The sequence below is a fragment of the Enterococcus sp. LJL51 genome (assembly GCF_054871795.1).
This window is the reverse complement of the sequence record NZ_JBTXLW010000002.1, coordinates 198,330-224,586: the sequence shown is the minus strand read 5'-3', so window position 1 is coordinate 224,586 and position 26,257 is coordinate 198,330. Positions and strand designations below refer to the sequence as shown.

The following is a 26,257-nucleotide window of genomic DNA, read 5'->3' as shown; positions in this document are numbered from 1 at the left end:
GTCACATTAAAAAGGTGGTTTGAAGGAATGAAATTAACTTCCAGACAACTGGAAATCATTAAAATCGTCAAGGAAAATCAGCCTATCAGCGGCGAAGAAATAGCTAAAGCTTTAGGGTTTAGCCGGGCTACATTACGCAGCGACCTCTCTATTTTAACCATGACTGGTCTACTTGATGCACGGCCAAAGGTTGGTTATTTTTACACAGGCCAGAAAGTCGAGCCGCTTCTATATGAAAAATTGTATAAGAGCAAGGTCAAAGATATTATGATTCCCCCACTGCTAATCTCTCAATCAACAACTATTTATGATGCAGTAACCAACTTGTTCATGTATGATGTGGGCTCGCTCTATGTAAAAAATGAACAAGAAGAGTTGATTGGGGTTTTATCACGAAAGGATTTGCTTAGAGCGGCTATCAGCAATCCCCATACTGAAAAAACACCGGTGGCTGTTATCATGACTCGAATGCCGAATATCATTACAGTCACTGGGGAGCACACGATTTTAGATGCTGGAGATCTGATTCTACTGCACAGTGTGGATACCCTGCCGGTAGTGTCTGAAACAGAACCTCTAAAGGTCATCGGAAAGCTGACAAAAACAAAATTAATGGAATACTTTATTCTGGCAGGAAAAGATATCGAAAATGAAAACTATTAGGAGTGTTAAAAAATCATGAAAAAAAGCAATGTGAAAATCTATTTAATCTCAGACTCAGTAGGTGAAACAGCACAGAAAATTATCTCAGCCGTCTCCGCTCAATACCCTGATATTGATATGAGCGATATTCAGCGTTTTTCTTTTATCACTGATGCAGAGCTGCTGCAGCCTATTTTAAAAGATGCTTTGCATGACAAAGCAGTTGTTGTTACTACTCTAGTTAACAAAGAATTAGTTGAGCTGGTTCGAAGCTTTGCCAGACGGACAGGTTTACTGTACGTTGACTACATGAGCCCTCTTAGTGAAATTATCGAATCAACTTTTGGCATCGCTCCCTTGCAGGAGCCTGGTGCTCTTCACAAGCTTAACGAGCAGTATTTCAACCGGGTAGCTGCTATTGAGTTTGCGGTCCGTTATGATGACGGCAAAGACCCGCGTGGTTTTCTGGATGCTGACTATGTCCTTCTAGGGGTTTCAAGAACGTCGAAAACACCTCTAAGTATGTATATGGCTAATAAAAACCATAAAGTTGCTAACCTTCCTCTTATTCCGGAAGTTCCCCTTCCAGAAGAACTGAATCAGATTGACCCAAGTAAAATTATTGGTTTAACAACATCGATGGACAGCCTTAGAGAAATACGGAAGTCACGTCTTCATTCTCTTGGTTTGAAAGAGGATTCAGCATATACTGACTGCGACAGAATTAAAGCAGAGCTGGCTTATGCAAATGATGTATTTGAAAAATATGGATCCTTAGTCATTAATGTGGAGAAAAAATCAATCGAAGAAACTGCTTCGATTATTGAAAGTGTCAACGAAGCGTAAGTTTTTGAGGAGGAAGCGATTTGACTGAACAATCAAGAGATGAACTTATAGCAGAAATTGTTAATTTAGAAGCCATTTTAAACCTGCCCAAGGGAACGGAGCATTTCGTAAGCGACCTTCATGGAGAATTTGAAGCATTCGATCATATTTTGCGTAATGGCTCCGGTAGTATCAAAGAAAAGGTGAGAATGATTTTTGCCAAAGAGCTTTCAGATGACGAAATCGCTTCCTTATGCTTTTTAATCTATTATCCAGAAGAAAAGCTAATCCGCCTAAAGCAAAAACAGCTTCTGACCTTTGATTTTTCAAAAAGAACCATTCAGCAGCTGCTGGACCTTGTCCGTTTTTGTTCTTGTAAATATACACGTTCCAAGGTCAGAAAAGCATTGCCGAAAAACTATGCCTATATCCTGGAGGAACTTATTTATCCCTATGATCAGAATGCCGATAAACAAGACTATTATGAACAAATTATCGACAAAATAATTTCTCTGCGCGAAGCGGAGGTGTTTATTACTTCTTTATGTTATCTCATTCAGCGTCTGGTTATCGATCATCTTCATGTTATCGGTGACATCTATGATCGTGGTCCAGAACCAGATAAAATCATGGATAAGCTGATAGCTTACCATTCTGTTGATATTCAATTCGGTAATCACGACATTATTTGGCTAGGTGCATTTTGCGGGTCTAAAGCCTGCTTGGCAAATGTGCTAAGAATCTGTGCCCGTTACGGCAATCTGGATTTGCTTGAAGAATCATATGGCATCAATTTGACTGGACTTCGGAAATTCAGCCGCAAATACTATAAAGATAATCTGCAGTTTCAACCAAAAAAAAATCCTTACCGGCATTTGACTGAAGAAGAGAAAATCGACAGCATGTTGATTCAGCAAGCCATAACAATTATTCAGCAAAAACTAGAAGGTCAAATTATTCTGCGGCGGCCGGATTTTGCTATGACTGACCGCTTGCTTTTGGATAAAATTGATGGAAATTCTCTTATTTTGGATAGTACAGCCTATTCCTTGGTTAACAGCTGCTTTCAAACAGTCGATCCCCATTCTCCCTTCTCTCTCTCTGAAGAAGAGGATGCATTGATTTCAGAGCTTATGTCACAATTTCAGCACTCTGAGCGGCTGGCTAAGCATATGTCCTTTCTGATGAAAAAGGGCTCTCTTTATCATGTTTATAACCAGAACCTCCTGATTCACGGCTGTATTCCGTTAAATACTGATGGCAGTTTTCAAAAGGTCAGCTTCAAAGGGCAGTCTTATTCCGGAAAAAAATTATTAGATTATTTTGATCACGCTATCACTGCGGCTTTTACGAATCGCTTCAGGCAGGTAGAAGAACTTACAGATATTATTTGGTACTTATGGTGCGGCGAAGGCTCCTCTCTTTTTGGCAAGAAAGCGATGAAAACTTTTGAACGCTACTTCTGTAGTGAAAGTGAACTGCACGTTGAAGAAAAAAATGCCTACTATTATTTACGGGAACAAAAAGAAACCTGTATGAAGCTGCTGGAAGAATTTGACATCAATCCGGTAATAGGCTGCATTATAAACGGTCATACGCCGATTAAGCTTAAGAAAGGTGAAACACCAATTAAAGCTGAAGGAAAAATGCTGGTAATAGATGGCGGTTTCTCAAAATCTTATCAAAAAGTCACAGGGATTGGCGGCTATACACTAATCTACAATTCCTACGGCATGCATTTAGCAGCACATAAGCCTTTTACAGAGAAAAACTCTGCTATTGCCAATAATGACGACATCGTATCTAGTAGACAAATTATCGATCGAAGAAACAACCGTATTAAAGTATTAGATACGTCTATCGGTGCTCGATTAAAATTGGAAGCCTATCAGCTACAGCAATACCTGTCAAAAATGGCAGATACTACCCTAATTCAAAAACAAGAATAATTAAAGACTTCTACGCCGAACAATTTTGATAGAACAAAAACTGAATGAAATCATAGAGCTTGAAACGAAAAGACAGAGATTTGCAGCGACCCCTAAAAGTTGGACCTGAAAATCTAACTTTTGAGGATTGGTATAGATTCTTTGATTTTATTTCAAGTTCTTTTTATACTGCGAAAAAATAAGTCCTTGAATCCTATAAATACGTGAACGAAAAGGATAAAAATTGCGCAAACCATAGGCAGCATGCTTGATTCCCTTGCTTTCATTTATTATTCTGTCTGTCAAACCATTGGAGAAAGAATATTGAAAAGTATTAATGATTCCTTGTTGGCATTTGAACGCTTAAATAAGTGCTGGTGTTTTTTTCTTTACGATTTTGAATTTCCACTAACACAATATTACAGAGCAAAAAGGAGCTGACAACTGCATCAGCTCCTGTGTTTGCTATATTTTTGTAAATTGACGGTTCTTCAGCTCATAAACTGTATCACATGCATTCGCCACGTCCTGTTCATGTGTCACAATGATGATACATTTATGCTCTTCATGAGCCACTTTTTGAAACAGTTTCACAATATCTTCAGAGGTCTTTTCATCTAAATTCCCAGTTGGTTCATCAGCGACAATTAATTCATGGTTACAACAAAGAGCTCTAACGATTGCCACACGCTGCTGCTGCCCGCCGGAAAGCTGTGTCACACTTTTTTTGGCTAAAGCTTCATCAATTCCTACTACTTGCAGCTGCTCCAAAGCATATGCTTTTTTATCCAGCTTTTTTAAGCCTGAAATGGCCATTGCTGTCAGTACATTGTCAAGCGCTGACATGTAAGGAAGTAGATTATATGCCTGAAAAATAATTGAGACATCATTTTTTCGGTAATTTCTTAAACCAATATTTTTTAAAGACTCGCCATTATATTGAATGGTTCCGGCTTTAGGCACATCTAACCCGGAAATTAAGGATAGAAAAGTCGTTTTACCTGAACCGCTAGCCCCTAATATGGCATACATATTTCCTTTATGAAATTCCAAATCTACATCTTTGTATAGATAGTCTTCTTCTTGCTTATACCAGTAGCCAACATTTTTTGTTTCAAGCATATTTGATTTCCTCCTATGTTGTTAAAATTTTTCTAGGCTGCAGACGAATGATTCCTATGGATGAGAGCAAGATTGAACCAAAGCTGATTAATATACCTAATCCTGCCAGCATTGCAATCTGGTCAGCAGTCACTTTGATATCCATATTTTCAATTTCAGCTGCTGCTTCCTGAGAGCTCGCACCCATACTTGCGAAGTTTCCAGGGCCTCTTCCTCTATTCCCTTGCTGTCCGCCGGAACCGCCTTCTGTCATTCCATTGTTTGCTGTCGTCTGGCTGCTTTCTGTTTGTTGCTGAATCAGCTGCTCGCCAACCACATTGCCGACAACATTTCCGCTGAAGGATGCAATAGCCAAAGCAACAAGCATACAGACAATAATCTCTGAAAAGAATTGGAGAATTACTTTCACTCTTGCTTCTCCCATAGACAAAAGCACACCAATTTCATACCGTCTTTCACGAATAGTCATCATCACAATCAAGGTTAGGATAATAACACCTGCAACCGCTACGAGAATCACAATATTCTTAGCAAAGCTAGCTACATTGTTCAAAGGCTGAAGCATCTGCTGGTACATTAGGTCATTTGTTTGAATACTGAATGTATCTGTATCAATCAGTGCTTCTGATGCCTCAACAAATTGGTCCATTTTTTCCGGATCAGTTAACGTGTAAACAGCTGAATCGATTGTTCCTTCTGAGTCGTCTCCTTTTAAGGCATTTGCAAACGTATATGAACCATAAATCGTATTAGCTGGATTTAGGAAATTGAACATCATGCCCATGCTACTGCTGCTTTCAGTGGTTTCATAAATTCCTTTAACCGTCACTTCGTATGTTGTTTCTTCATCCTCCGGACTAGTGATTGTGAAAGTATCCCCTACACTTAATTCATTCGCATCAGCTAACGTCTGCTCAATTACTACGTTATTTGTTCCTTCGTCTTCACTAGTAACCGCTTGACCATCGACAATTACTGCACTGCCTTCTGAAAAGCTGGAATACATGGAAAGATCTTTTACTCCTGTAACTTGAAAATCGCTTTGCATCATCTGAGCGCCGCCATTTTCACCGCCGCCCATCATTCCTGCTCCACCTGGTCCGCCACCCATCATTCCTGCTTGTGCCGTATCAGAACTGGAAGAACTAGCTGTATCTGTCTCCTCTGTTTCATCTTCTGTTGAAATAGGTGTAATTCCATCTCCGGCACCTGCTGAAGAAGAAGAAATAAACGAATAGGTTTTAACATTATCCAACGCTGTTATTTTTTCAGCATCTTCCAGATTGACTGGTGTTACACTGAAGCTTCCAGGATCCGGCTTTTCTTCGCCTTCCTCTGTTTCAGAGCGTTTCATTCCATTTTCACGATTCGTTGTCAAAGTAACTGTAGCTCCTACGCTTTTCTTTGCATTCTCAGTAGCTGTCAAGGCAGCGCTGCGGATTGTTAATCCTGCCAAGACAAATATTAAAATTGCTGAGAACACCGCACTCAACAACAGGGTTCTCCCTTTCTTCGCTTTCATACTTAGTAATGCCCGTCTTATAAAATCCATATAATAGCCTCCTAGCCAAATAATCATATCGGAACAATCATTACTTTAGCCCAGTCAACTTAAATAGAACTTAAAAAGACTAGGCAGCCTTTGGATAATTTTATTGATACTGCTCATTTAACCTTTCTCTTCAATGAACTCCATATTCGTCTTGCAAAAGAAACATAAAAATGATTAAATGGAACTGTCTCAAATTATTTTAGAGAGGATAACTATATTTTGGAAAAGAAGAAAATGACCCTCTATGGAATGATTTTCTTTATTTGTCTGTTTTTAATTGTTACGTTCTTTTTTTCTACGAATACAGTCAATTATGCTGTAGAACAACAAACAGCTGAAACCCCTGAACCTGAATTAGCTATTAAAACAGGTCTAGAGTCTCCCCTCGTTGAACTGGAAAAGGATTCTGCTCAGGAAACAATTGAACTAATTGAGACTGAACAGCTGGATACTTATTTCGAACAGATTCAGACGATGATTGATAAAGCAGCGGCGGATTTCAACGGAGAACTGGCTGTCACCTATGTTGACACGACTACTGGAAAACAGCTGTCAGTTAATGGAAAAAAAGAATTTTATACGGCAAGCACTATCAAAGTCCCTTTGGCAATGATGGTCGCTGACCGGGTAAGCGAAGGCGTTTTCCAATGGGATGATCAAGTGGTCTATTCCGAAGAAAACGACTACGAAGAAGGTACTGGTAAATTGTTGAACGATATCCAGCCTTCCTATTCCCTTCAAACTTTACAGGAATACAACATTACCTATTCAGATAATATCGCTAAAAATATGCTTTATGGTCTTTTTGGCGGTGATAAACAGGCTAAACGCCAGCTTTACCGATACTTCTTCCAACGTGAGGCGAATGTTGAAGATACTCAATTTACTTCTCAGGATGGCGCAAAAATCCTTTTGAAGCTTTATCGGGAAAAAGCAGACAATAAAGAATATCAAAAAATTTATGATTATATGAAAAATACTGTTTTCCATGAGCGCATGGAGACATCTCTTACTAAAGGCAAAGTAGCTCACAAGATAGGATCCTATGACAGCTTTATTCATGATATAGGTATTCTTGAGACCTCTCATCCTTTCGTTCTGTCTATTTTTACAAACGGCAAAGATGGCTCAGAAGCAATTTCAGCGCTTACCGATCAACTTTGGAAAATGCAATCAGAACAATATCCAGCTACACAGGCAACTCCTCAACAATTAATTGATAAAACCGGCGCGTGAAATCACGCACCGGTTTTATTTGTATAGATACAGCAAAGCTACAATGATAATGATTATCATTACAGATTAGAAATAATACAGAGTTAAATATCAAAAACATTGATTTTAAGCCAAATGATAATCACTATCGTTCTCAATTAGCTATTTTCATTATCAATTAGACTTTTATTGTGCTATGCTATAGATGAAGGAGGGATTTGTCATGAAACTATCAAAAGAAAAACAAGCTTTAGTAGCTACTGTACTCTGCTTAACCTTGATGGCTACTGGTTTTATTCTTGAAAAAACGGCTATTTCATTTTATCCGCTGATATTTATTCTTGCCATTTTTATTGGAGGATTCAAACAAACAAAAGAAGGTCTCATCGATACCATTGAAAATAAACATTTAAATGTCGACTTGTTAATGGCTCTTGCCGCAATTGGCGCCTGTATTATCGGAAACTGGTTTGAAGGAGCTATGCTCACCTTCATCTTCTGTCTTAGTGGTGCATTAGAGGAGTACGCGACAAATAAAAGCAAAAAAGAAATATCCAATTTAATTAATATGCAGCCTGAAACTGCTTTAAAAATCAACAATGATGGAAAGACAGCTGAAACGCCAGTAGCTGAGCTAGCCATCGACGACTTAGTGCTTGTACCAAAAGGCTCCAGTATTCCTATTGACGGCTTTTTAATTAGCGGGGAAAGTACAGTTGATGAAGCTGCTATTAGCGGTGAGTCTGTCCCAGTAGATAAATCAGTTGGAGACGAGCTTTTTGGCGGAACGATTAATTCAGGGGAAGCCTTTACGATGAAGGTAGCGAAAAAAAGCGAAGATACACTTTTTGCTAAAATCATTCGTCTAGTAGACGAAGCTCAAAATACGCCCTCACAAACTGCCAGCTTTATTGATAAAATTGAAAATATTTATGTAAAAGCAGTACTAATCATTGTCCCTTTGATGATTCTAATCCCTTTCCTATTTCTTGGCTGGAGTTGGAATGAAAGCTTTTATAGAGGAATGGTTCTTTTGGTTGTCGCTTCGCCCTGTGCCTTAGTTGCTTCTGCTACACCAGCAACATTGGCGGCTATTTCCAACGGGGCAAAAAACGGCGTATTATTCAAAGGGGGAATTTACCTTGAAAATCTTGCTGATTTAAAAGCAATCGCCTTTGATAAAACAGGAACATTAACCAGAGGAATTCCTGCAGTTACAGATGCTGTTTTTCTAACAAAAGACAGCGATGCGCTGGACATTCTCTTAGCAATGGAGCAACGATCCAGCCATCCCTTAGCTCAGGCAATCGTCCGTTTCTATAGTGAGCATCAGATTCAAAATGATTATGGGCAGCTCGACGTCCAAAATGTTGTTGGTTCTGGAATGGAAACTACAGTCAATGGAACAACCTGGCGTATCGGAAAAGCAGCATTTGGTACAGATACGTCTTCTGATAATCATTTACATCAGCAAACTGAACAGCTGTATTCAGAAGGGAAAACAGTAATTTATCTTTTTAAAGAAAATACAGTTGTTGCTTATTTCGGCTTATTGGATTTACCAAAGCCAGAAGCTGCTGGTGTACTTGCCTATTTTAAAGAACAGGGCGTGCATACAACGATGATTACCGGCGACCATTTACAAACAGCCCAGGCAGTTGCTCGTGAATTAGCTATTGATGAAATCCACGCCGGCTGTCTGCCAGAAGATAAAACAACATTAATCAAAGAGCAAAAAGCGGCTTACGGTGTCAATGCTATGGTTGGAGACGGCATCAATGATGCCCCAGCATTAGCCAATGCTGCAATTGGTGTAGCAATGGGCGAAGGAACAGATGTGGCGATGGATGTAGCCGATATGGTGTTAATGAAAAATGATTTGAGTAAGCTGCAGATGAGCCATCTGTTATCAAAAAAACTGAAGAAAATTGTTGTTCAAAATATGATTTTCTCAGTTGCTGTCATTATGCTGCTGATTTTTTCTAATTTGTTTCAAGTGATATCTTTACCTCTCGGGGTAATTGGTCATGAAGGAAGTACTATTTTAGTTATTCTTAATGGCTTAAGAATGCTAAAAACTATTCCGACGACACCAGCAAAACCAGCTGCGGGAAATTCCAGACGTCAGCTTGCACATTATGAAGGATGAGCAATCAGCACAGAAGCTTTACTTTTATTAATAAAAACCGTGATAAAAAAATATAATCGAACTAATTAGTTACTAAAGGTATGAAGGTATGCTGGATACAAAAAAACTGTCGATGAAACAATCTCATAAGTTAATTTTTCACTTAAACTTATGGAATTGCTGCAAATCGGCAGTCTTTTATTATTTTAAAGATATTTTTCTAGACAGTCAGCAATTCGCTGAGAGGCAAAACCGTCTCCATAGGGATTACTGGCATGACTCATTTTTTCATAAGCTGCTTTATCTTCTAACAACAGCTTGAAATTTTTATAGATGCTTTCTTCACTGGTTCCCACCAGCTTCAAAGTACCGGCCTCAATTCCTTCCGGCCGTTCTGTTGTATCCCGCATAACAAGCACTGGCTTCCCTAATGAAGGCGCTTCTTCCTGAATTCCGCCGCTGTCTGTTAGCACCAAGTAGCTTCTCGCAAGAAAATTATGAAAATCAATAACCTCCAGCGGTTCAATCAAACGAATCCGGTCATCTCCAGCCAAATATTTATTTGCTGTCTCCCGAACCTTGGGATTCAAATGAATAGGATAAATTGCTTTAACATCCTCATGCTCATCAATGATTCTGCGAATAGCCCGAAACATATGTGCCATAGGCTCTCCAAGGTTTTCTCTGCGATGGGCAGTAATCAATATCAGTTTGCTTTTTCCAACCCAATCCAACTGTTCATGCTGATAGGAAGCTTTCACTGTTGTCTTTAGCGCATCAATTGCGGTATTTCCCGTAATGAAAATACTGCTTTCTGCTTTCCCTTCCTTTAGTAAATGGTCAGCAGCTTTTTGAGTAGGTGCAAAATTAAACGTGCTGATTAATCCCACTGCCTGACGATTAAATTCTTCTGGAAATGGTGAATAGATGTTGTAGGTTCTAAGTCCTGCTTCCACATGTCCGAATGGAATGTGAAGATAAAAGCAAGCTAGGCCAGTGGCGAAAGTTGTAGTAGTATCTCCGTGAACCAGAACAATATCCGGATGTTCTGCTTCCAAAACAGTTTTGATACCTGTAAGAATTGCAGACGTTACATCGAATAATGTCTGATTCGCCTTCATAATTGATAAATCAAAATCCGGTGTGACACCGAATACATGGAGCACTTGGTCCAGCATTTCCCGATGCTGTCCAGTTACACACACCTTAACAGAAAAATCCGGATGTTTTTTTAGCTCATTGACCAAGGGACACATCTTAATGGCTTCCGGACGTGTACCAAATACTAATAATATTTTCTTCACTTCATCTACCCCTCCTACTTCTAAAAAAACAGTTTAATCATCTAAAAAATGTTGCCTGTCGATTGCCAGAAACTGCTCATTTTTACAAGTTAGACTTAAACGTCGTATTGAAGCTCTTTAATAGCAGCTGACAATAAATCTGTTGATGTTTTCATTTCTCCTTCTTCATAACTGACAATTGAAATGATTAATTCTGCATGAATGTCTGTCAGCACTTCAGTAGTTTTCATTTTCTTTTGGAATCCTTCCTTGATAAGCAGGCGAATCGTTTTTAACTGAGCGGCTTCTTCAAAATTCAATATCCCCCAAGTTGGCACACTGTGATCAATGATATATTTGAAATTTTCCCGGCCAAAATTCTGTTTGATTTCATCAGATATCAAACCAATCATTTCTTTTATCTGATCATTTGTAATCATCGATTTCATACTATCCCAATAGCGAATACGAATAACCATGAGGCTAAGCATAGCTGGTGCGTTCTTCGATGCTTTGGACAGCACACAAAAGTCTTCGTCAAACATATTCAGTGTGCGCAGATTTGTTTCCTGATCCAATGCATTTAACCGAGCGTTATTTCTGCGCAACTGGACGTTTTCTGCCACTTGCTCTCTGATTCGAATTGTCACTCCATAGACTAGCAAGCAAAGAATCGGCGGAACGATTAGCCAGTAAATAAAGCCTAGGGTAAAGCCGTCTTTATACATACTGACATAAAACACATAAACTAGCTGACCAAAGAAAAACAATAGATTGAAAATCAAACCTGTGATGATATTCGTAAAGTAAGTAATTATCACTAAAATCAGTGAAATCATCAAGCAGATCAAATTAAAGAAAAAGTTATTCGGTCCGACTGCCATAAAAATGGCGGTTAACAATACAACTGTAACAAACCCCAGCAAACTGGCATCCATAAGAATTCCCTGTTTGTTGCTTTTATTCATCTAAGCCGCCCCCCTTCTTGAATCCGTCATCGTAATACCGTTTGATAATGAAATACAAGGTCAATCCAACAGTTACTACAGCCAAGATAAAGACGATTCCGTAAAGCAATGCATCCTTACGACCAATAATCCTTGAAATAACTGACTGCTCTTCTTCTGAAGATGCTTCTTTCTTGAAGCGATAATCATATCGCCGATAGTTGGAATCGACAACAATCGCATCTCCTTGATAAATAGAGGTATTAGCCTGTGACTTCAATTGAGTAGAGGCTAAATAGACATTCTCTGAATCTGTTCCTGTCAGGACTAGTGAAACTGCATCCTTATTATATGGAGAAAATAACAACTGAGCAGTTCCTATTGTTTTCCCATAATCAGATTCCACACTTAGCTTTTCGTTAGACGTAATCGTGCTAAAATCCTCGACATATTGGAAATAAAGCTGATTATTCATTTTTTTGATTAACGAATTATCTGAGGGCGTTCCTAAAATAATCAGATTATGTGCTTCAAGCTCTTTTTTAGATGGTTCTTCATTATAGAATGTAATATCACCAGTGTTACTCTGAACATAATTTCCTAACAAATTTAAGAGATTAGTCAATGTTTTAAAATAGTTAGCATCCAGTTTTTTAGGAGTAACAATCGCTAAATCAGCGTATGTCTGATTTTGAATCAACACATTGGGATAATTAGAAAAAAGAACATCCTTTGATTCTTCTGTCTTTATAAAAACATTTGAATTATTTTCAATCAAAGCCCAAGGCGTCGCACTATTTCTTAATACCTCTGGATTGTCAACATTCAAATCAAAGGCTACTTTGATAACAAATGCATCCGATACTTCCAAATTATCGGGAAAATTCAGCTGAAGACGGTCGCCGTTTGCTTTTGCTGCACTTAGCTTTTGACTGCCGATTGGCAAATCATTGACATATACGGTTGCTAATGAATTTTCAAAATCCAGATTGTCTGAATATTTCATATGAATATCGAGTGAGCTGCCGTTTACATTATTGCGGTCTACAGGTAAATCAACAAAGTAGACCTGCTCTTGGTGGTAGCTGCCTGTTAGCTTATCTCCACTTGACGTTAACGGAATATTGCCGTCAAATTCCAGTGAGGAGGTGAATGTTTTCGTATTCTCATCTACAATTTTTTCAGATTTTTCAGTTTGAGTCATCAGCTCCTGATTTGCAATATAACGTCCGGCATTCATCAACTGCGTTGTATCCTGTGACGTAACAATTAAAACGTGTTTTTCTTCACTGTTAAAAAAGCGAAGGACGGCCTTGTCAGCTGTATCGTCTTTTTTGATGTCCTTCTTATATTCTTCCGGCAGCTGATCGTATAGACCAATTATCAGCTGATATGGCAGCTGAAGAGCCTTTTCATCAGCCAAAGAACGAATCGGCAGATAGTTTTCACTCGTTGTGATAATCCGTGAAATCCCTGTGAGCGCATAGCTGGCTGCAGTTAACTCTTCCGCTTTTGCAGCTTCCGGCACAATAACTGCACTTTGTTGGTTAGCAATAGTATCAGCTCCTACAAAATGATTATAAAAAGAGTGAATTGTATTTTCAGGCAGAATTAAGTCATATTGAAAATTAACATTTGATCCATCATAAATCGTTAACCAGTTAGCTGGTGTTTGTACCAGCTTATAATTATCAGAGCCTTCTGCATTAACAATCTGACCTTCAATCGTCAATGTATTCGTGTTGCTGAGCAGCTCTAAAGGGATATCAACTGTCTGCGTTTGAATTCCTTCAGACTTCTCTGGGCGCCATGAATAGAATTTCACGCCGTTGACAGCAACCGTAATATCAGAGACCTCCGAAGACTCAAGCTGAGTAATCTGATAATTTAGATTAAACGTGGCTTTTTTTACATCCCAGTAGTCAATTTTGCTGAAGTACATGGTTGCTTTGACCGAAGTACCTGTCAGCGAACTGGTAACATTTTGAAAAGGCTGTGTATACGTATGATTACTCTGTTCCTCCGTTTCTGCATGAACAGCTGTTGGCACTGCTGAAAGCAGCAGTAGACATAACATTAAAACAAGTTTTTTCATTCCTATCCCCTCACTTCATTTCAGGCGTTTATACTCACGTTAGTGATTGACACCTCTACGTTCCAAAGTAGTTTATTGCACAATAAAAATAGCAAAAGCCACTACTATCAATCGCTTATCTCTTCTATTTGAACCGTTCAGTTTTATACCATTTTGTTGCTGTTTGTTTATGGAAAACATTCTCTTTGATATACATGAACATTCCATAAGCCGCGACCACTAGCCACATCTGACTATAAGTGACATACATCAAGCCAATCACACCGATGTTTCGCAGATTCATTTCCCCTTTTTCCGTACTGATGCTAAGATACGTACTGAAAATAAATAGAAGGACTGCTAATCCCCACAAGCTGTTACTAAATCCTTGAAGATTTGTATGAGCATAGCCGGAAACGGAAAGAACCAGAAAGACATCCGATAAAACCAGCGAAGTCATCAGTAGAAAATAGATGGATAGAAAATAAAGAATGTCAAACCGAATTTTTCGAGCTCGTTTGTCAAATAACAGTTTTGCATTCTTGACAATGACATAGATGTTTCCCTTTACCCATCGTGTCCGCTGTCTAAACCAAACGGGCAGCGTTTGCGGCTCCTGCTCCCAAGTTACAGCTTTCGGCTGAAACTTAATCTTATAACCCATCATATATATTCTAAAACTGATTTCTGTATCCTCAGCCAATGCTTTGTCATCCCAGCCGCCGATCTCCTCAATAATCGAACGCCGCACAATAAAGTTTGTTCCTGGAATAGTGCATAGCTTAAAGAGCTGAAAACGGCCGGCTTGAGCCATCCATTGAAAGGCAAGGGTTTCAATATTAATAAAATTAGTCAATATATTGGTGTTCTTATTACGCGTTCTGAACTTCCCTACAACTGCTCCATATTCTCCTCCTGCAGCCAACTCTGCTGCAAGATACCTCAAGGCATTAGGTTCTGGTGTATTGTCTGCATCATAGATGGCAATCAGTTCCCCCTGCGCTTGTTTGAAGCCAATATTCAAAGCATTGGATTTACCCTTTCCGCCAGTTACTGCATCCGTATTGATTACATGTAAATTTCGCTCAGGATATTCTAGTCCCAACCTCGCTAAAAGCTCGGCACTGTCATCACTGGAATTATCATTGATAACTATTACCTCATATTTATCTCGCGGGTAGTTAAAATTTAATAGCGCCTCTACTGTTTTCACAATCACAATTCCTTCATTATGTGCGGGAACCATGATACTGACAAACGGCGCCTTTTTTTCATCCAGCTGGGGCGGCTCTCGAGGATCGGTCCGTAAGTAATAAATATAACCAGCAATTACTAAAATCATATTTACAATTAGCAGCGACCAGATAATCAATGTGGCGCCTAGCATGATGCCGTCTGTAATTGTCATTTTCTTTTTCCTCCTCGACTAACATATTTCGAACGATAGTTTCGGTTTCCTCTAACAAATAAAATGACTAGCAGAATGAGCACTGAACCAATAAAAATAATCAATCCGGTATTAATTCTCCGAAAGAATCCAGCAAACAGTCCTTGATACTGATTGCTTAATGGTCGAACCTGCTCAGAATCTGCAAACTGACTAACACCTTGACCGTTTAGAGTAAAACGACCATCTGTATAAGCAATACGTTGTGTCTGAGTATTCAACTCAAATGTATACTGACTATCCAGCGACTGACTAAAATCAAATTTCAACTCATTTATCTTTGCCAAAACTGATTTTTCTTCAGTTTCATCCTTTGGAAAGTTAAAAGCCAGACTGACCGGCATTGGAAACAGATAGGATAAATAAGTTTGTTCTTCTTTCCACTGTACCCTGTCAAGTGCAGACTCTTCAAGTGAGTAAAAGCTTGTTGCATAAGTAGGGGCTCTATCGTCTTGAGCCCGGTAATGCATATCATCCACTGCAGGATTCTCCTCTAAAATAACCGTTTTGCCAAAGCTTAAGCCATCCAGCCGGTACTGACTATCCTGATTCCAATATCCTGGAGCGCTCAAACCGATTGGATAGATATTGTGAGAAACTAGTAGGCTAATTTGCTCAGTCATTATTGTTTGAAGCACTCGGCCGTCATTTAAATCTGCACTGTTTACAGCAGGAACAGCTAAAAAAATTACAGCGGATTCCTGTGCTTTCGCAAGGATATCTGTAAATATTTCATAGGTTAGCAAATCATTATTTCTGTTGATACTTGTTGTACTCAATGTATAATACAAAGCCATCTTATTGATTTTACTTAAAAAATCATTCGCAACCTCCATATCATTAAGGGGAGAAAAACCTTTGAATGTCAGCAGCGGCTGATAATTACTGCTCTTCCCTAGCCATTGCTGAATCAGCTCTGCACTCTGTAGAAAAACTGCTCCTTTGGTATCATACATTGGTAAAAACGCATTTTTACCCTGAATCACGCCAAATGGGTATTTCTTCTCTTCCAGTTCCTGACTAATCAACTGTCCGTAAAGCTGCCCATCCTCAGTTTCCAGTACCATGCTCTGGTCTTGATAATCCAGCAGCTGTTGAAAAGCTTCGTCATTGTGAACCAGTGTATACTGACGATGACTTAACTGCCTAAAACTGCCAGCGAATCCTGCCTGTTCAGTTTGGTCAAGTCCCATGCCAATATGCAGCTTTTTTCCTTCGAAGTTTTTGCGGTCTCTTCTAAAGTAATCCGACTGAAGCCCTTTTTCCGACCAGTTAACAAATGAAATAACTCCTGTGTATACATCATCCCTCAATGTATTTTCCAGATAAGCATTATCTTGTACAGTGTCTACTTTTACACCCAAGCTTGTTAGAAGCCTCTGCAGTGAATCAACATTTTTTTCCCCGGCATTTGCCAAGTTCAGGCTGTCATAAACTAAAAGTACCCGTTCTTGTTCAGTTGCCTCACCTTTTTGTGAAAAAGAAATCAGCGGAAATAGAACCATAATAATGAGTAAGAAGATTTTCTTCATAGCATAAATCTCCTTTCATCTGCCCATAAGCGGCCGCCTAATAAATCCGCGATAAAAATGAGCAGTAAAATATCAAAATAAACAGATGCTAAAAACAGATGGCGGGTAAAATCTGCATCTCCTTCATAAATAACAGCTAGTATAAAGGTAAGGAAAAAGTTTACAATTAATCCTAAAATAAAGAAAAACCGAAAACATAACCACTCCTGTTTCTGCTTCAGTCCCTGGTAAAAACCAATCCCATATACAACGAGCAGGACAAAAGAAAATAAGAAAAAGAAACGAAAATCTTTAGGAAAGACAGCTGCTTTAATTCGATTAAACAAGGTATAAAATAATGTTTGTTGTCCCGGTTGACTACTATCTTTCTGTAGATAATTACCTAGCTCTGTCGGCTTTACTAAATACATGTCCTGTACACCTATTTTTAACAGTGCTGGCAGTTCATCAAAATTCGCTAAATAAGAAGCTGTAACCCATATATACGTACTTTTTTTAATTAAATTTTCTTTAAGTGCCTCAGAATTTAACGGGATGGGCGAATATTCATCGTAATAGCTAGAGCCTTTGAGTAATCCGTACTGAGGATTTATCTCCCCTCCTGCTAAAATTTCTCCTGGCTTTTCTGCATTCAAAATCAAGCCTCTATTTACACTATGGTAAGCATCCCTTTGATGGGTCATATCAGGTGTTGCAGCATAGATTGATACCGTTAGACCAACTAGCCCGATTAAGGTGGCCAGTAACGTCAAACGTTGAGTAGCGCTTAACGAATAGAAGAGCAGCCCTAAAGCTGTTACTACAACTCCGATGACCAAAAAGAAATACTGCTGATAGGCTCCTGCAAAAAGAATAATTGCTAATAAGATAGTAACGAAAAAGCCATATGGACTAACCTTGACCCGAAAATAATAATAAAGGAAGCCGCAAAAATAAAGAAGACCAATATACGCAGCCGCTTCTGGATAAAACGAATTGAAATAAATAATATATGAGCCATCTCCTAACGTAAGAGCGATGATGACTGCTAAAAAATAACCACGCTTTTTATTCATGCCAAAAGAAAAAGAATGTGTAATCAAATAGATTGCAGGAAGCAAGGCCACTAAGTAGATCGCTCCTAAAAAACGAAGGTCAAACAGCCTTGTACTAAAAAACAACTGATTTAACCAAAGGGCGGCAGTAATAAATAATTGATTCGTTGAAAAAAAACCAGTATCTGTTTGATTAAAGTACTGACGAATACCATAAATATTTTGAAAATAATCATTGTATGGATAGGTTTCCGGGTTTTGAATGTATAAATTATTTTTATTCAGCATCATGAAGTAGTCGCCATTATCGGCTAAACCATTAATAGGCGGAATAAAGAGCAGCAGAATAGCAGGGATTGCCACTAAAAGTACAGCGAGACCTGCCGGAGAGATATAATGACTAACTATTTTTATAGATTTTTCAATTCTTTCTTTCATAAGGTTCACTCCTTTTATCATATTCCATACGCAAGGAGTGCCATTAGATTATTAAACGAATACACTTCTTTCGTTATCGTATCACCAAAGCCGCCATAAAGAATACTCGTTGGATCCATTGTCTGAAAATTTTTCAAAATCTCTATTGCCTGCGTATATAATTCCTGATCATCAACAAAGTAACCAATCAAAGCGGCAATTGCATAGCTGGCTGCCGATTGATTTTTATCAATTGCATTTCCATTTAAATCATAAGAATTGAACAATGTTCCTTTTGCTACCCGATCTTTAACAAAGGCAATACTCGTTGGTTGTACTTCACCAATCTCTGCCAAGTAGCGAATAGTTAGTAGGGACTCGATGATATTAACCCCATTCCCATCCTGATATTCTTCCTCTTTATAGCTGTATTTTTGATGATATAGCGGAAAATCATCTGAAATATAACCGTTTTTAGCAATATTCACTTGGTACTGCAGATAATCTTTACTAATCCCGTGCATTTGATAAAGGTAGGCAAGTGTTTTGTAATCTAGATAAAATAAAGAAATATCTTGAGATTTTTCTTTATTTTCTTCATCATAAAAGTCAATCAATAGACCATTGTTGGTTGACTGCTTTAAAAAATGAGTACTGATAGCTTTCACTTCTTTTTCGTAATTAAATGCATCATTGCCGAACTTAGCTTCTGCAATAATCAAGGCACGCATAATACGCAAATCATCCAAACTAGCATTCACTGGATAGCGTTTCCCCTTCTCACTAACACGATAACTGAACTGTGTCCCGTCATAAAACATTTCCTTCATTTTTTTGTAGAAAACATCAAATCGTCCCTGCGTATCTAAAGCCGCTAAGTCCAATAAATAGATCCCTGCTGATTCACTCAAAAGATCATGGCCTGTTGCTTCATTTTTCTGGGCTCCATCCGGGAGGTAATTAGTGATGATCTGTCCATCAGGCATCAGCTTTTGCTGAATAAAGTTTTTCAGTAAACTCCGACGGTTTTTCGTATCTTCATCTGATCTTTCTAAATTTAATACAAAATCAGACGGTCCAACAGTCATCATTTCCTGAACACTTTCATCAACTGAGGCAACATTTACATCCGTATTTTCACGATTTTTCAAAAATAAAAAACCTCCAATTACCAACAGAGCAACAGCTGCAATCATTAGTCCTATCTTTTTCATAACCTATCAAACTCTCCATTATATTTGCTTCCATTTTACATTCTTAACTAATTTTTTACCAACAATACACATAACACTTACTTATGTATTTTTTTAAGAAGAATCCAAGCTAAAAGCTTGACTTTTTAAAGAATCGATTTCCTAAAAAATATCTATTTCATAACATTTTAGAGTTAATTCTTGGTTAGAGCCGAAGTTATTAGATAAATTAAGCTTTTCAAAATTATTTTTGCTGTTAAGGAAAAAAACTTGTCATCTTTTATTGCAATGCCTGATTGGATTCGGTATAATGATTACTGTTGAATTACATTTTAGACTTTCTAGAATGTAAGACCTTATTTTATCGGAGGTGAAATAAATGCCAAATATTGAATCTGCAATCAAACGTGTGCGTACAAGCGCGGACGCTAATGCAAAAAATTCATCTCAAACAAATGCGATGCGTACAGCTATCAAGAAATTTGATGAAGCTGTTGTTGCTGGTGCTGACAATGTAGATGTCTTATATAAAGATGCTGTTAAAGCTATTGATATGGCTGAAACTAAAGGTTTGATCCATAAAAATAAAGCAAACCGCGATAAATCTCGTTTAAGCAAAAAAATTGCAAAATAATCGATGATTAAGAAGTTGACTTTGGTTAACTTCTTTTTTTGTAAAAAAAGCTAAGCCTTTTAAATCTAATCAACAAGTCGTTGTTAGCATTTTAAGGCTTAGCTTATATTTTATTATTTTATTTTGGCGGCTAGTAAAATGGCATTAGCGGTATTTTATTAAAGAACCTGCGTTGATATCTTTAATATAAACAGCTCAAATAACAATTCCTTAGCCATTTTTCCAGTTTTCACTGCAAAATCATTTTCAATTAATTCATCATAAATTTTTTCAAGCCTAGTGAGTTCAAACCGTTTGCTTTGCTGCATGCCAAGTTTAATTCTGTACGGATGGATTTTTAAAGCCTCTGCTATATTTGCCTGCTGATAGCCTAATTGAGCTAGTATCTTAATTTGCAGAAGCAGCCGAATTTGACTTAGTAAGATTGCAGTTAGCTTAATTGTTTCCTCTCCTTGTAAAAGTAAATCCTGATACGTTTGAAGCGCCTTTTCACTGTTTCCGGAAAGAATTTCCCCAGTCAAGTCGAAAACATTATGTTCTAATGACTTCGGCACTAACTCCTCCACTATATCTACAGAGATTTTCTTGTCTTCTGAGGCAAACAGAAATAGCTTTTGAAGTTCGCTAATAATCTTGGTTAATTGAAAATCAGATAAATATAAGAGTAAATCAAAAGCCTTTGGCTGAATGTCATAGCCTTCATTTTGAATGGTCTGCTGCACGTAATTCCGAAGAGTTTTTTCATCCATCGGCGATACATCTACCACCACTGCTTTTTTCTTAAGAAGTTTTGTAACCTTTTTTCGTTCATCCAGCTTCTCAACATTTGCTAAAAATACAAGAATCGCTGTATCTGAAGGCTGTTCCAAGTAGTCCATTAGTTCTTTTAAATCATGTTCTGGACCGCCGGCCTTCTTTTCACTTGTTAGAAAATAAGGATCATCCACAAAAACTAATCGATGGTCGCCAAAAAACGGCAAGGTTTCAGCTTCTGCTAACGCCATTGAAAGAGTGGTTTCCGACATATCATAGGATGTTACATTGAACTCCTCGTCTTCCGGCTGAAACAACTGTCTTAGAAGCTCTGTTTTGAACAGCTCGCTTAAATAGGTTTCCGTTCCTAAAACTAAATAAACCGGAGCAATTTTATTCTCCCTTATCTCCTTTAAAACTGTTTGTAAACTCATCAGATCCCTCTTTTCTCTTATTCATCCTACCATTACTATCTACGAAAATCTAGTCAGAATCTAAAACCGTATTTCCTTTAGAAAGAGCTGTAAAAAGGTGCCAAGTATAATAAACCATGCCCTGTTGATCTGTTCGATAGATTTGAATATTATTCTCCTTCAATCTACTAAGAATTTCTTCATGAGGATGTCCAAACCTGTTCTCCCTGCCACAGGAAATAACAGCATCTGTCGGAGCAATGAGCTCCAGAAATTTAGAGCTGGTCGATGTGCGGCTGCCATGATGCCCAACCTTTAGAAGATCTGTTTTAAGTGTGGGAAAATTGGTTATCAGCTGTTGTTCCCCTGCTTCTTCTAAGTCACCAGTAAATAGCAGACGACGGCCTTTAATCTGCATTTGAATAACTACAGAGTCATCGTTGCTTCCTTTCCCAACTTCAATGGGAGCCAGCACCTTTAAGTCAAAGGAGCTTTGTAAAACTGTTTCTCCAGCTAGCAACGGGTAACAACGTGTTCCTTTACTACGTAAAGCTCTAAGCACTGCCTGAAAAGATTTTTTTTGCTCTGCCCCAGCCCCAAAATATACGGCATGGATCGGTATAGCATGATTTATTTCCAGCAAGTCTCCCATATGATCTGTATCGCTATGAGTAATAATCACTTTATCCAGCTTCTTTACACCGCGGCTTTTAAGAAACGGCACAACCGTGTATGCTGCATTGCTTTTTTGATGTCTGAGCTGCCAAGGTTCCTTGGGAAAGGCTAGACGTCCGCCAGTATCAATCAGAATTGACTCTCCTGCTAACGGCTTCTGAATAAAAATACTGTCTCCCTGGCCTACATCAATAAACGCAACAATCCCATTCTGAAAAAAGTATTTTTGGTTTAACAATAGCAGTAGCAGTCCAGCAGCCAAAAGTGCATACGAAAACTTCTTTCCTAAATAATATAAAAGCGTCATAATCAGCCCAATTTCAATAAAAAATAACCATAGAGGTATACTACCGATAACAACTGTAAATATATTGTGTGTGCCAACCCATTCAAAAAAACGATTTAGATGCACCAATGCTGCTTCTAAAGCTTGGCTGACTATTGGCGGCTGATAGATTGTCGATGCGATAAATACAGCCGTTAATATTGGCAAAAGCAGCCACTCAAACACAGGCATCAACAGAAAGCTTAGCAAAACTCCTATCGGCTGCCATTCGTAGACTGATAGACCGAGAATTGGCAAAGTATATAAAGACAGAAGACCAGAGAATAAAAGCTGCTTGATTAGATAGTTTCCTTTGTTGCTTTTTTTCAGCGCCTCAGTAGTAAAGAGAATACCAAAAGAAAGGAAATAGCTGAATTGACCAGCTAGTGTGAATAATAAAAACGGATCAAATAAGACACCCAGCAGCAATGTTATACTCCAAATATCAAGAGCGGAAAGATGCAGCTGATACCGCTGATTTCCTTCCATAAGATTTTTCTGAATCAATGCTCGAGATACACTGATAGAAAAACCGGCAAGACCTGCGTAGAAAAAGGAGACAAGTAACTGTAGCCAAAAGAAGGACTCAATTGTTAGCCCTGTTCGCAACGCTGCTGATTTAAAAACTTTTGTATAAAATGACACGTGCATACCCGAAAGACTAAAAAGATGAAGAATTCCTATGGATTGAAGCTGTTCACTTTGTTCCGACTGGGCGCTTTTTTCACCGAACAGCAACAGCTTTAAATAATTGGCAGCTGTCTCAGGAAATTCTTTTTCACAATATAATAATGCTTTTTTTCTAACTATGGTCAAATAGGCAAAAATATGATAAAACGGCGGCTTTTCTACGGTAATCCTCTGAATTTCTTTAATCGTGAATACTTGGTTGATTCCACGATAACGAAGCATTTTCTGATAATCAAAACCATTTAAGTTGGTAGCTGAAGCAGGACTTTCCAGCGTGCCGGATAGATGCAGCTTTAACTTTTTATCCATCCTGAGCCAAAATTTCTGTTCTTTTTCATTAGATAGATAATAGGATGCACGAATAGCAAGTTTTTTTTCATCTTTAATCAGGGTTCCGTCTATTTGAAGCAAATCACCTCTAAGGTTAATTTTATCTGGTTGAACAAATAAAACAGAAACTGTATCTCCCAGAATTGCTTTTTGTTCAGCGCGCTCCTGCAATCTGGTATTTATTGAAAAAAAAAGAACAAAAAAACTGCACAAAAAACCCGCTGTAATGATCGGACGGTTTCTTGTGCATAAAAGTCTGAGTAGGACCAGCAGACAAATGCCTACAGTCAGAAAGCTTCTTTGTAAAGACAAACAATAAACGGAAACAGCTAGAGCTACTGGAAAAATCCAGTAGTTATTCAGCTGTTTAACTGTCGCTGTCAATGACTGTACTATCTTCTTCTCCTAATTGAAGTTCAGCAAAATACTTTTTGGATAGTGTTACTTTTTCGGCAGTTGCTCCTGCTTTGGTAATTAGTTCAACTGCATATGGATCATTGCGATAATCTTTCAAATAGTGAATTTTTTTAATACCTGCCTGTAAAATCATTTTTGTACATTGGAGGCAAGGAAAATGAGTCACATATATTTCAGCATGCTCCGTTGGTATTCCAAACTTAGCACACTGTAGAATTGCATTCATTTCAGCATGAATTGTTCTAACACAATGGCCGTCTACAATATAGCAGCCGTCATCAATACAATGAACATCTCCGCTGACAGAACCATTATAGCCGCCGGCAATAATCCGCTTATCCCTTACAACTGTTGCACCAACTTCTAATCGTGTACACGTGCTTCTCAAAGCTAGTAATACGCTTTGCGCCATAAAATATTGATCCCAAGGTATTCTTTCTAAAGTCATAGCTTCTCCCTTCTATATAAATCGAAACAAGATAAATCTTCATTTCTTTATCTGTAACAGGTACTAGTCAATCGTAAAAGTACTGTGAAACAAAGAAATGAATAAATCGGACCTAGCTATTTACAAATATTTTGCTGAAAAAATAACTATTATAAATCCCATTGAATTCTTAGAAAGTATTTTTTCAATAAGAGTCAGGCTATCCATTTTCTTTTTAAAAGAAACAAAATAGATTATTAATGGAATTTATATAGTTAAATAGTACGTGAATAAAAAAACGCCGTCAATAGTCTTTACAATTTATTTTTATGAAACAAAAATATCGTCTTTAAGTTTTTCAATTGTTTTCTCGCCGATTCCTGTAATATTTGTTAATTCGTTAATAGATTTAAATTTACCATGTGCTTCTCTGTAGTTAATGATTTCCTGCGCTTTCTTTTGACCAATACCGCTAAGCGTCATCAGTTCCTGTTCACTTGCCGTATTCAAATTTACTTTTCCTTCTGCTGCCTCTTCACCAGCCTGTTCAAAGAATGCAGGGGAATCAGAGATTTCGCCCATTTTAGGAACATAAATGACCATCTGATCAGAAACACGCTGTGAAAGATTAATCTGATTCTCGTCCGCCTCTTCTTTCAAGCCCCCTGCCATTTGAAGTACATCCCAAACACGCATTCCCTCCTCTACCTCATAAATTCCCGGCTTCGCCACAGCTCCCTTTACATCTACGAAGAACTCATGAGATGTAACCGGCAGTTCAGAAGAGATAGTTTCGTTAGCACTGAAAGAAGTCTCTGTCCATGAAAGCTCTTCATCGATTAACGTAGTATTTTCCTGATTTAGTACGAATATACCTATGATGAACAAGATAAGCGCTGCACTACCTCCAATAAATTGATAGCGGTGGTTTAAAATAAATTCTTGCATATTCCTCCCTCCTAAAATAATTTACGCAATTTTTTCTAGTATTGATAAAAAATCAAGATCTCAACCATATAATAAAGTAAGAAGGGGTGAAAAGTATGGATGAGATGATTGTTAAGCTGATAAAAAATCAGGATTTTAAAGGACTTGAATTGTTAATAGACCATCTTGGCAAAGATATCTTGAAAACAATCTATTCTATACTAGACCGTCCTGAAGAACGTGATTATCGTAGAGAAGCAGAAAATGAGGTTTTTTATAAACTATAAAAAAAATGAATCATTATAATGCAACAAAAAGAAGTTTGAAAACCTGGGTCTTAACGATTACAAAAAATACCTGTATTGATAAAAAACGCAGTTTTAAAATCCAAGAGCCATATGTGCCCACTCCGCTTCACAATAGCTATATATCAGTGTTTTCATAAAGTTTAAATATCATTCGAGTTCACTATACTTCAAAAAAGTGTAGTCAAAACTAACTAGTTTTTCAGGTAAAATATCTCATGCCACTAGAATGTATAATTTAAGTGCAACACTAAAATTTGAAGGTAGAAAAGCCTGTTATAATGGTGTTGACGAATCATATCGACTAGGAGGTATTCAGCTATGACTTCATATACACACCTTACGATACGTGAGAGGGAAATGATCTTTCTCTATCATGATTTTGGATTCACTATTCGTAGAATTGGACGTTTAATCAAAAGAAATCCGTCAACTGTTATTAGGGAGCTTAAAAGGAATACTACAAAATTTAGAACATACTCGCCTTCTCTAACGCAAAAATCGTACTAAAATGCATAATTTAAGTGCAATAATTTTTTATACCTACGTTGATGTTATTCAGCATGTCAAAAGCCTTGTTTTCCTAAATAGTACTTGGTAAATATCATAGGTATTCTTTAAACAATTATAGGAACGGAGGTAAGTAGCTTGGAAGAAGACTGGGTTTTAAGACAAATTAAACAGGCAGTTGATGGCCTCGGATACCTCTTGAAGAGGAACATTGAGACTATAGAGCTGGGAGAAAATATGAGTGAAGATGGAAAAACAATCCCAACATATGATTTAATTTTGCAGTATCTAGAAAGCAAGAGGTTTCATGATGCATTCTTAATAGTTGATTCTTTAAAATATAAGTTGTCCACATATGATTTTAACACAGTTTCTAGTTGGTTTATTGAGTACTTGAAAGCTATTAACAATGGAAATACTAGTTGGATTGATATAAGTGAAATTGAAAAGTATCGAGAGCTTTTAACACAATTAATATAAATAAAAATGAATACTACAATAACAAAGAGGGC

General features: G+C 37.8%; 22 protein-coding genes and 1 pseudogene. 9 read left to right on the top strand and 14 right to left on the bottom strand.

Annotated elements, in window-relative coordinates:
- Window positions 1-27: 27 nt before the first annotated feature.
- From ACYSNQ_RS03255 to ACYSNQ_RS03245, 3 genes are read left to right on the top strand one after another with little or no spacing between them, the layout of a single operon-like run.
- Window positions 28-663 carry a helix-turn-helix transcriptional regulator gene (locus ACYSNQ_RS03255; protein ID WP_426081367.1) on the top strand — a complete coding sequence of 212 codons (636 nt, stop codon included), beginning with the start codon at window positions 28-30 and terminating at the stop codon, window positions 661-663.
- 15 nt (window positions 664-678) lie between these two features.
- A complete protein-coding gene (locus tag ACYSNQ_RS03250; RefSeq protein WP_426081366.1) occupies window positions 679-1,488 on the top strand; it encodes a pyruvate, water dikinase regulatory protein in 810 nt (269 codons plus the stop codon).
- 20 nt (window positions 1,489-1,508) lie between these two features.
- Window positions 1,509-3,416, top strand: a complete 1,908-nt coding sequence (locus ACYSNQ_RS03245) for a fructose-1,6-bisphosphatase (protein ID WP_426081365.1) — start codon at window positions 1,509-1,511, stop codon at window positions 3,414-3,416.
- A gap of 147 nt (window positions 3,417-3,563) precedes the next feature.
- Here the strand turns inward: ACYSNQ_RS03245 and ACYSNQ_RS03240 are convergent, their stop codons facing one another.
- The 3 genes from ACYSNQ_RS03240 to ACYSNQ_RS03230 all read right to left on the bottom strand — a co-directional run bounded on the left by ACYSNQ_RS03240 (window position 3,564) and on the right by ACYSNQ_RS03230 (window position 6,069).
- Window positions 3,564-3,734 carry a hypothetical protein gene (locus ACYSNQ_RS03240; RefSeq protein ID WP_426081518.1) on the bottom strand — a complete coding sequence of 57 codons (171 nt, stop codon included), beginning with the start codon at window positions 3,732-3,734 and terminating at the stop codon, window positions 3,564-3,566.
- A gap of 126 nt (window positions 3,735-3,860) precedes the next feature.
- Complete coding sequence (locus ACYSNQ_RS03235; RefSeq protein WP_426081364.1) at window positions 3,861-4,517, bottom strand: ABC transporter ATP-binding protein; 657 nt, start codon at window positions 4,515-4,517, stop codon at window positions 3,861-3,863.
- Between the two features lie 13 nt (window positions 4,518-4,530).
- The gene (locus ACYSNQ_RS03230; RefSeq protein WP_426081363.1) at window positions 4,531-6,069 is read right to left on the bottom strand and encodes an ABC transporter permease; all 1,539 of its coding nucleotides are present in this window, start codon (window positions 6,067-6,069) and stop codon (window positions 4,531-4,533) included.
- Between the two features lie 219 nt (window positions 6,070-6,288).
- On the opposite strand from ACYSNQ_RS03230, the gene ACYSNQ_RS03225 reads away from it, so the two are divergent.
- Together ACYSNQ_RS03225 and ACYSNQ_RS03220 are read left to right on the top strand one after the other, a co-directional pair.
- Window positions 6,289-7,305 (top strand): serine hydrolase, encoded by a 1,017-nt coding sequence (locus ACYSNQ_RS03225; RefSeq protein ID WP_426081362.1) that lies wholly within the window; start codon window positions 6,289-6,291, stop codon window positions 7,303-7,305.
- A gap of 202 nt (window positions 7,306-7,507) precedes the next feature.
- Window positions 7,508-9,433 carry a heavy metal translocating P-type ATPase gene (locus tag ACYSNQ_RS03220; protein ID WP_426081361.1) on the top strand — a complete coding sequence of 642 codons (1,926 nt, stop codon included), beginning with the start codon at window positions 7,508-7,510 and terminating at the stop codon, window positions 9,431-9,433.
- Between the two features lie 185 nt (window positions 9,434-9,618).
- Here ACYSNQ_RS03220 and wecB read toward each other — a convergent pair whose 3' ends face one another.
- From wecB to ACYSNQ_RS03185, 7 genes are all read right to left on the bottom strand, one after another.
- Window positions 9,619-10,716, bottom strand: a complete 1,098-nt coding sequence (wecB, locus tag ACYSNQ_RS03215) for a non-hydrolyzing UDP-N-acetylglucosamine 2-epimerase (protein WP_426081360.1) — start codon at window positions 10,714-10,716, stop codon at window positions 9,619-9,621.
- Window positions 10,717-10,811: 95 nt separating this feature from the next.
- Window positions 10,812-11,663, bottom strand: coding sequence for a diguanylate cyclase (locus ACYSNQ_RS03210; RefSeq protein ID WP_426081359.1), 852 nt, complete (start codon window positions 11,661-11,663; stop codon window positions 10,812-10,814).
- The gene (locus tag ACYSNQ_RS03205) at window positions 11,656-13,737 is read right to left on the bottom strand and encodes a cellulose biosynthesis cyclic di-GMP-binding regulatory protein BcsB (protein WP_426081358.1); all 2,082 of its coding nucleotides are present in this window, start codon (window positions 13,735-13,737) and stop codon (window positions 11,656-11,658) included. Before ACYSNQ_RS03205 ends, ACYSNQ_RS03210 begins: the two co-directional genes overlap by 8 nt.
- 124 nt (window positions 13,738-13,861) lie before the next feature.
- On the bottom strand, window positions 13,862-15,124 hold the full coding sequence (locus ACYSNQ_RS03200; protein ID WP_426081356.1) for a glycosyltransferase family 2 protein: 1,263 nt from the start codon (window positions 15,122-15,124) through the stop codon (window positions 13,862-13,864).
- Window positions 15,121-16,695 carry a hypothetical protein gene (locus tag ACYSNQ_RS03195; RefSeq protein WP_426081355.1) on the bottom strand — a complete coding sequence of 525 codons (1,575 nt, stop codon included), beginning with the start codon at window positions 16,693-16,695 and terminating at the stop codon, window positions 15,121-15,123. Before ACYSNQ_RS03195 ends, ACYSNQ_RS03200 begins: the two co-directional genes overlap by 4 nt.
- Window positions 16,692-18,167, bottom strand: a complete 1,476-nt coding sequence (gene wsfD / locus ACYSNQ_RS03190) for a glycan biosynthesis hexose transferase WsfD (RefSeq protein ID WP_426081353.1) — start codon at window positions 18,165-18,167, stop codon at window positions 16,692-16,694. The genes ACYSNQ_RS03195 and wsfD overlap by 4 nt, the downstream gene beginning before the upstream one ends.
- Before the next feature lie 17 nt (window positions 18,168-18,184).
- Window positions 18,185-19,360 carry a hypothetical protein gene (locus tag ACYSNQ_RS03185; RefSeq protein WP_426081352.1) on the bottom strand — a complete coding sequence of 392 codons (1,176 nt, stop codon included), beginning with the start codon at window positions 19,358-19,360 and terminating at the stop codon, window positions 18,185-18,187.
- 358 nt (window positions 19,361-19,718) lie between these two features.
- Between ACYSNQ_RS03185 and rpsT the strand changes: the two genes are divergently transcribed.
- Complete coding sequence (gene rpsT / locus ACYSNQ_RS03180) at window positions 19,719-19,973, top strand: 30S ribosomal protein S20 (protein WP_426081351.1); 255 nt, start codon at window positions 19,719-19,721, stop codon at window positions 19,971-19,973.
- A gap of 158 nt (window positions 19,974-20,131) precedes the next feature.
- On the opposite strand, the gene holA is transcribed toward rpsT, so the two are convergent.
- The 4 genes from holA to ACYSNQ_RS03160 form a co-directional block, all read right to left on the bottom strand.
- On the bottom strand, window positions 20,132-21,160 hold the full coding sequence (gene holA / locus ACYSNQ_RS03175; protein WP_426081350.1) for a DNA polymerase III subunit delta: 1,029 nt from the start codon (window positions 21,158-21,160) through the stop codon (window positions 20,132-20,134).
- Window positions 21,161-21,209: 49 nt separating this feature from the next.
- Entirely contained in the window at window positions 21,210-23,471 is a 2,262-nt protein-coding gene (locus ACYSNQ_RS03170; RefSeq protein ID WP_426081517.1) for a DNA internalization-related competence protein ComEC/Rec2, read from the bottom strand.
- Window positions 23,472-23,526: 55 nt separating this feature from the next.
- Window positions 23,527-24,024, bottom strand: a complete 498-nt coding sequence (locus ACYSNQ_RS03165; RefSeq protein WP_426081349.1) for a ComE operon protein 2 — start codon at window positions 24,022-24,024, stop codon at window positions 23,527-23,529.
- 306 nt (window positions 24,025-24,330) lie between these two features.
- Window positions 24,331-24,951, bottom strand: a complete 621-nt coding sequence (locus ACYSNQ_RS03160; protein ID WP_426081348.1) for a helix-hairpin-helix domain-containing protein — start codon at window positions 24,949-24,951, stop codon at window positions 24,331-24,333.
- A 95-nt stretch (window positions 24,952-25,046) separates the two neighbouring features.
- On the opposite strand from ACYSNQ_RS03160, the gene ACYSNQ_RS03155 reads away from it, so the two are divergent.
- The 3 genes and pseudogenes from ACYSNQ_RS03155 (at window position 25,047) to ACYSNQ_RS03145 (ending at window position 26,225) form a co-directional block, all read left to right on the top strand.
- Complete coding sequence (locus tag ACYSNQ_RS03155; RefSeq protein WP_426081347.1) at window positions 25,047-25,217, top strand: hypothetical protein; 171 nt, start codon at window positions 25,047-25,049, stop codon at window positions 25,215-25,217.
- Between the two features lie 339 nt (window positions 25,218-25,556).
- A pseudogene (locus tag ACYSNQ_RS03150) lies at window positions 25,557-25,742 on the top strand (helix-turn-helix domain-containing protein); the annotation flags it as partial.
- Window positions 25,743-25,883: 141 nt separating this feature from the next.
- Window positions 25,884-26,225: a hypothetical protein gene (locus ACYSNQ_RS03145; RefSeq protein WP_426081346.1), complete on the top strand. Its 342-nt coding sequence runs from the start codon at window positions 25,884-25,886 to the stop codon at window positions 26,223-26,225.
- Window positions 26,226-26,257: the final 32 nt, after the last annotated feature.

Bases quoted from the DNA above. Each gene is read 5' to 3' on its own strand.
- ACYSNQ_RS03200 (WP_426081356.1), bottom strand. From the start codon at position 15,124: ATGACAATTACAGACGGCATCATGCTAGGCGCCACATTGATTATCTGG.
- ACYSNQ_RS03160 (WP_426081348.1), bottom strand. From the start codon at position 24,951: ATGCAAGAATTTATTTTAAACCACCGCTATCAATTTATTGGAGGTAGT.
- ACYSNQ_RS03255 (WP_426081367.1), top strand. From the start codon at position 28: ATGAAATTAACTTCCAGACAACTGGAAATCATTAAAATCGTCAAGGAA.
- ACYSNQ_RS03230 (WP_426081363.1), bottom strand. From the start codon at position 6,069: ATGGATTTTATAAGACGGGCATTACTAAGTATGAAAGCGAAGAAAGGG.
- ACYSNQ_RS03235 (WP_426081364.1), bottom strand. From the start codon at position 4,517: ATGCTTGAAACAAAAAATGTTGGCTACTGGTATAAGCAAGAAGAAGAC.
- ACYSNQ_RS03165 (WP_426081349.1), bottom strand. From the start codon at position 24,024: ATGACTTTAGAAAGAATACCTTGGGATCAATATTTTATGGCGCAAAGC.
- rpsT (WP_426081351.1), top strand. From the start codon at position 19,719: ATGCCAAATATTGAATCTGCAATCAAACGTGTGCGTACAAGCGCGGAC.
- ACYSNQ_RS03205 (WP_426081358.1), bottom strand. From the start codon at position 13,737: ATGAAAAAACTTGTTTTAATGTTATGTCTACTGCTGCTTTCAGCAGTG.
- ACYSNQ_RS03250 (WP_426081366.1), top strand. From the start codon at position 679: ATGAAAAAAAGCAATGTGAAAATCTATTTAATCTCAGACTCAGTAGGT.
- ACYSNQ_RS03195 (WP_426081355.1), bottom strand. From the start codon at position 16,695: ATGAAGAAAATCTTCTTACTCATTATTATGGTTCTATTTCCGCTGATT.
- wsfD (WP_426081353.1), bottom strand. From the start codon at position 18,167: ATGAAAGAAAGAATTGAAAAATCTATAAAAATAGTTAGTCATTATATC.
- ACYSNQ_RS03210 (WP_426081359.1), bottom strand. From the start codon at position 11,663: ATGAATAAAAGCAACAAACAGGGAATTCTTATGGATGCCAGTTTGCTG.
- ACYSNQ_RS03185 (WP_426081352.1), bottom strand. From the start codon at position 19,360: ATGAAAAAGATAGGACTAATGATTGCAGCTGTTGCTCTGTTGGTAATT.
- holA (WP_426081350.1), bottom strand. From the start codon at position 21,160: ATGAGTTTACAAACAGTTTTAAAGGAGATAAGGGAGAATAAAATTGCT.
- ACYSNQ_RS03155 (WP_426081347.1), top strand. From the start codon at position 25,047: ATGGATGAGATGATTGTTAAGCTGATAAAAAATCAGGATTTTAAAGGA.
- ACYSNQ_RS03220 (WP_426081361.1), top strand. From the start codon at position 7,508: ATGAAACTATCAAAAGAAAAACAAGCTTTAGTAGCTACTGTACTCTGC.